This is a genomic window from Halocynthiibacter namhaensis (genome assembly GCF_000812685.1).
Taxonomy (GTDB): Bacteria; Pseudomonadota; Alphaproteobacteria; order Rhodobacterales; family Rhodobacteraceae; genus Halocynthiibacter; species Halocynthiibacter namhaensis.
The window spans coordinates 1-4,759 of sequence record NZ_JWIF01000069.1; the positions used below are offsets into that span (position 1 = coordinate 1).

The window sequence follows — 4,759 nt, forward strand, 5'->3', positions numbered from 1 at the left end:
CCTCAACAGAGGCCGAAGCCACAACGGCGCGTGCGTTATCGTAGCTGCCCGACGAGGCAGAAGAAAAATCAGTGCTAACCGCCATAAGGCGTGCTTGGATATCAGTATAGAACCCGTTTGGCTTATAGTATGTCAGCGTGCCGCCAATGCCCAAACCGGTCGCTTTCATCGATGCGTCACCGCTTGGATCCGTACCGGCAACACCGGACGTACTGATCTGAGCGTTCAAGCCACCGATCCACTTGTTGCCCTCGTCACTTTCACGTAGCAAGCGGTCAATGCCTGCCTGAATTTCTACAGTTTCAATGTTGTAGTTTACGCCCGTCGTTGAAAACGTAGGTGCAATACGGGCATGGCTGCCGACGATCCGAACCCACCCACTGTTTTCTTCGATCAGTATTTCGTCATCATAATAAGAAGCCTGTTCTTCAGTCAGTGTGCAGCGATAGTTTTGTTCAGGATCTTTACAGAAAATTTCCGTTCCCGCGACTTCAGGCTGCAAATTCCCCTTCCAGTGGCGATTGCCAACACGTTGGTGCAAAGTGGGCATCGTAAACATCACAGCGCGCGGATATGTTTCATACCCTTCGCTAGGAGTAGAGAACCGATTGGCCAAGACATATTCCCAAAACGTTTTGCTCGGATCATTTGCAGGATCCAATGCGACAAGGTCATACGTGAAAGCACCGACTGTTGCAGGCCCACCAAGGCTAAATAGCCCCGCTGTTGAGGTCCCTTCCACCCGCGCAAAAAGAATCCCTTCACCAGGGTCAACTATGTCATTTTGGTTAATATCGGTGATTGCACCCAACCCAGCCAAATTACTGACAAAAACATTGGTTGATCCGGATGCATTCCCTTGAACCACCATAAGGTCACTGCGCGTAAGGTCCGTCGCAGGGGCGTTATCAGGGCCACCATCATCCAAATTCACATCGATCAGAAAAGACGAACCCGCCGTTCCTACATAATTGGACTGGACGTTCAACTGGGTCCCAACCGCACCGTCCAGTGTCAAATCAACTGTTCCGGCGTTATTCAGGTTTCCGTCAACAGTGAAGTTTCCATCAAACCGCGCGGTCGCACCACTTTGTACAGTTAATCCATAAGGTTGCCCGTGTGGACCTGTCCCGGTTGCTGAACCTGTCACAAGTGCGCTACCACTAAACGTAATATCCGCACCGCCAGTCAAATTTACAGTTTCCCAGTTGGTCAAATCACCACCGTCAAAACTGCGCGTGCCGCCGTTCAGATGTAAAATATCGATTTCACCATCCGCAATAGATGCATCATCGCCGCCATCAATCATCGTGGCACCCGTAATATCAGCGCCACCATCAATGGTTAGATCATCAGAACCGCGGTTCATCAGGATATCACCCGCAACAACGCTGCCCATCAGCAGCGCACCGGAGTCATCACCAAACCCAGCATCGATACCGCCCGCCAAACTCGCAACATCTGCAGAGTTCGACCCAATCGTAAAGGTGTCGTTATCATCACCGGTATCTAATCCGTCGGTGACAACACTGCCATCCGCCAAGATAACTGTATCCTCGCCACTGCCTGTAATAATTCCACCATTCAGAGTGGCCAAAACGCCCGAAGTGGCACTAACCACATTTACAATGTCATCTTCAGACCCCGTATCGACATCCCCATTGGTCACACTACCGGCGATAAGGTTTACAGTGTCTTCCCCGTCGCCAGTATCAATCGCAATACCATTTGGCACACCATTTACCAGACCTGCGCTGGTGACGATCGCATCGCCATCCTTATCCCAAATGCCAGCACGTGCACCTACACCCACACCGATCGTCGCGCCATTGGCAATCTGAACAATACCCGTGTTTCCAGTCTGACTGTCGATCTCAATACCAGCTGAATCAACACCCTGACCACCTGTCACAACAACACCATCACCAACAAAAACATCAAAGGTTCCCGAAGCCCCAGAATCAAGCTGACGAACTAAGATACCAGAAGAATCGGCATTGGTTGCGGTAAGTACTGTGCCGGGGCCTTCAATATACACCTCTGTTCTTCGCCGTGAACGAACAGAAACTGCGCTGGAACTCATACCCGTCACAAGAACCTCAGTACCACCACGGACATCCGCACGCCCCAGACCTAGCCCGTTATTATATCCAGCAACCCCAGCCGAATTCACACCGATTGTATTAACTGTTCCACCTACGACCGTGGCAATTGCACTTGACGTGTTGTTGGTATGTCTGCGAACACTTGCCATAACAGCATTCGCATTAAAGCCTTCTGTCGTAACAGATCCACCCGTCATCATTACTTCTGCGCCACCCATGGCCAAATTGATTGCCCCCAAACCATTCGCAGTATCCATCGCACCAACAAAAATACTCCCGCCATTCATAATTGTGGTGGCCGTTGCTGTATTTGTTGCGTTTTGAGGGACACCAGAATCAGCGTTGCCAACAACTGCAACAACACCATTGTCTCCCGAGAGGGTAGCACTCGGATTGGTCACAGTCGATTGTGTCCCTCGAACATTAACCGTTACATTATTGACCTCGGTATATGCAGCGCCCAAACCATTATTGTGTGAAATGATACCGCCTGAAGCGGCACCAGTTGCGCCTTGGGATGTCAAAATTGAACCGCCAGTCATAACAACAGATGCATCACCCGTTGAACCGGTGTTACTGACAAGACTATTTACCGCGGTAGTGGCTTGGCCGCGCGTTTCAATATTTGTGTCTGTCAAAATGATAGTCGCATTCCCACCATCACCTGCATTAATAACCGCAATACCAGCGCTGTTCCCCTTTGGGTTTAACAGAATATTACTGCTATTCGCTGTTATAATACCGTCAGCCTCTGATGCCGCCCGAACTGTTACAAATGAACCAAAGGACCCCAAACCTAAATTTGTTGATGCCGCAGTTTCAATTCTTGCACCATCTAAATTTATAGCAGCAGTGCCTGCCCCAGCGTCATGCCCTACAACGATACCTCGAGCAAACCCTGTAATACTGTCGATATTGGTGGCATTAACAGTTAAATTATTTGTGCCGTCTAGAAAGACCCCAGCAAAAGGCGTGCCTGTCGTCGGTGTGATCGTGGTCATGGGGTTGGTGAAATTCAGGGTTAAGCCATCTGACCCAGTATAATCGATTGCTTTTCCGTTAGGATTGGCTGTTGGGAAGGTGTAATTTGCGCTGTTACAAGTATTTGTCCCTTGTCCGGCCAAATCTAGCCCACAAGCTTGAGACCAAGCAGAGGTGCCTAACAAGACACTAAGAGCTGATGTTGACAGCGCCAACTTAGCTACACAACGCAAGTTAGACAGTCTCACGCAAAATACATTCACAAGTATCTTGTTGTTACTCGTAGCTTTAAACGAAAAAACTGCAGTCATCATCCCACCCCCCAGTCAAAGATTGATTCCGTCGCTTGTAGGCTTTGCGAAACAACCAACCTATTCAGGTGCCAATTTCGTTTCGCTGGGTGGGATTAATTGAAATACTCAAAATAATACTTGAAACGATAATCCATATGGAACTCAAAGTTATTTTGGGACAGCCATCATTTGGAATCTACTTCTTTGGCTATTTCGTCTTGACGACGCGGCATATACGCTTTTGATGACGACCGTCTGGATGACGGCTTCCACCCAGATAAAATTGAAGTGGTCCTGCTTTTTAGGCTATTTTTCCGATCTTGACGTGCAGCTCTTTGACTTCGGCCTCGTTGTCCTCAGCCCACCAATCGCTTGCCGCTTCCACGTCGTCACCTGCGTTGAATGAACCTTGCGCTTGGCTGCGATGTCTTGTCAATACGCAGCGCTTCGAGCGCCACAGTAGCTTTGAACTTGTCTGAAAAGCTGCGGCTCTCCGTCATTTCTGTATCCTGTCTTCAAGGCTAGATACATCTTAGGCTCAGGACCTATTAATTATCTTACAGCTTAGGCTTGGTCGTGATTCACCTCTGTCACTGATTGGGGGGCTGATGAGTAATCTTTACTGGCTAAGCGAGGAACAAATGACACGGTTATGCGGCCTTTCGCTCAAAAGCCAAGGGACTTTTCCCGCCAAGCGATGAGTGGCGACGGCGCGGGTTATAGAACCCGTTGATATACTGGAAGATCGCGCCTTCAGCCTGACGGCGTGTGTCCCAACGGTTGCGCCAAATCAGCTCAGCCTTAATGGATTTGAAGAACGTCTCGACCATAGAATTATCATAACAATTTCCCTTGCCGCTCATCGAGACCTTGAAACCGTGCTTGGACAAGCGCTTCTGATACTCATTTGAGCAATATTGTGAACCACGATCCGTATGGTGAATGCAATCCTCCGGTGGTTGGCGCAAAGCAACGGCCATATCTAACGCCCGGATTGCCAGATCCTTCTTCATGCGGTTACTGATAGCCCAGCCGATGACGCGGCGAGAATACAGGTCAAGGATGACGGCAAGATACAGCCAACCTTCGCTGGTCCAAATGTAGCTGATGTCGCCAGCCCATTTCTGATTGGGGCCAGTCGCTGAGAAATCTTGATCCAACAGATTTGGTGCAATGTTGAACGTGTGATTGCTGTCCGTTGTCGCCTTGTATTTCTGGGTTCTGATGATCTTGATGCCATTCTCGCCCATCAGACGTCCGACCCTGCGATGGCCCACCGGTAATCCCAATTCTTGCAGTTCCTCGGTTATCCGAGGCCGCCCATAGCTTTGCAGGCTTAAGCGATGCTGTTCAGTAAGCGATGCGCACAGGCCATGGTAT

The 4,759-nt window shown here is 49.6% G+C and carries 4 protein-coding genes; 1 reads left to right on the forward strand and 3 read right to left on the reverse strand.

What is annotated here, in order from left to right:
• The coding region (locus RJ38_RS15380) for an autotransporter outer membrane beta-barrel domain-containing protein (RefSeq protein ID WP_238321725.1) at positions 1-2,506 on the reverse strand (2,506 nt) is incomplete at its 3' end.
• A gap of 79 nt (positions 2,507-2,585) precedes the next feature.
• Between RJ38_RS15380 and RJ38_RS19305 the strand changes: the two genes are divergently transcribed.
• Positions 2,586-3,149, forward strand: coding sequence for a hypothetical protein (locus tag RJ38_RS19305; protein WP_238321726.1), 564 nt, complete (start codon positions 2,586-2,588; stop codon positions 3,147-3,149).
• Between the two features lie 531 nt (positions 3,150-3,680).
• On the opposite strand, the gene RJ38_RS19405 is transcribed toward RJ38_RS19305, so the two are convergent.
• On the reverse strand, positions 3,681-3,815 hold the full coding sequence (locus RJ38_RS19405) for a hypothetical protein (RefSeq protein WP_272945947.1): 135 nt from the start codon (positions 3,813-3,815) through the stop codon (positions 3,681-3,683).
• Positions 3,816-4,029: 214 nt separating this feature from the next.
• On the reverse strand, positions 4,030-4,759 hold a 730-nt coding region (locus RJ38_RS15385), incomplete at its 5' end, for an IS3 family transposase (RefSeq protein WP_039018358.1).

What these genes read in the sequence shown, in the direction of transcription:
- RJ38_RS19305 (WP_238321726.1), top strand. Translation starts at nt 2,586, where the DNA reads ATGATACCGCCTGAAGCGGCACCAGTTGCGCCTTGGGATGTCAAAATT.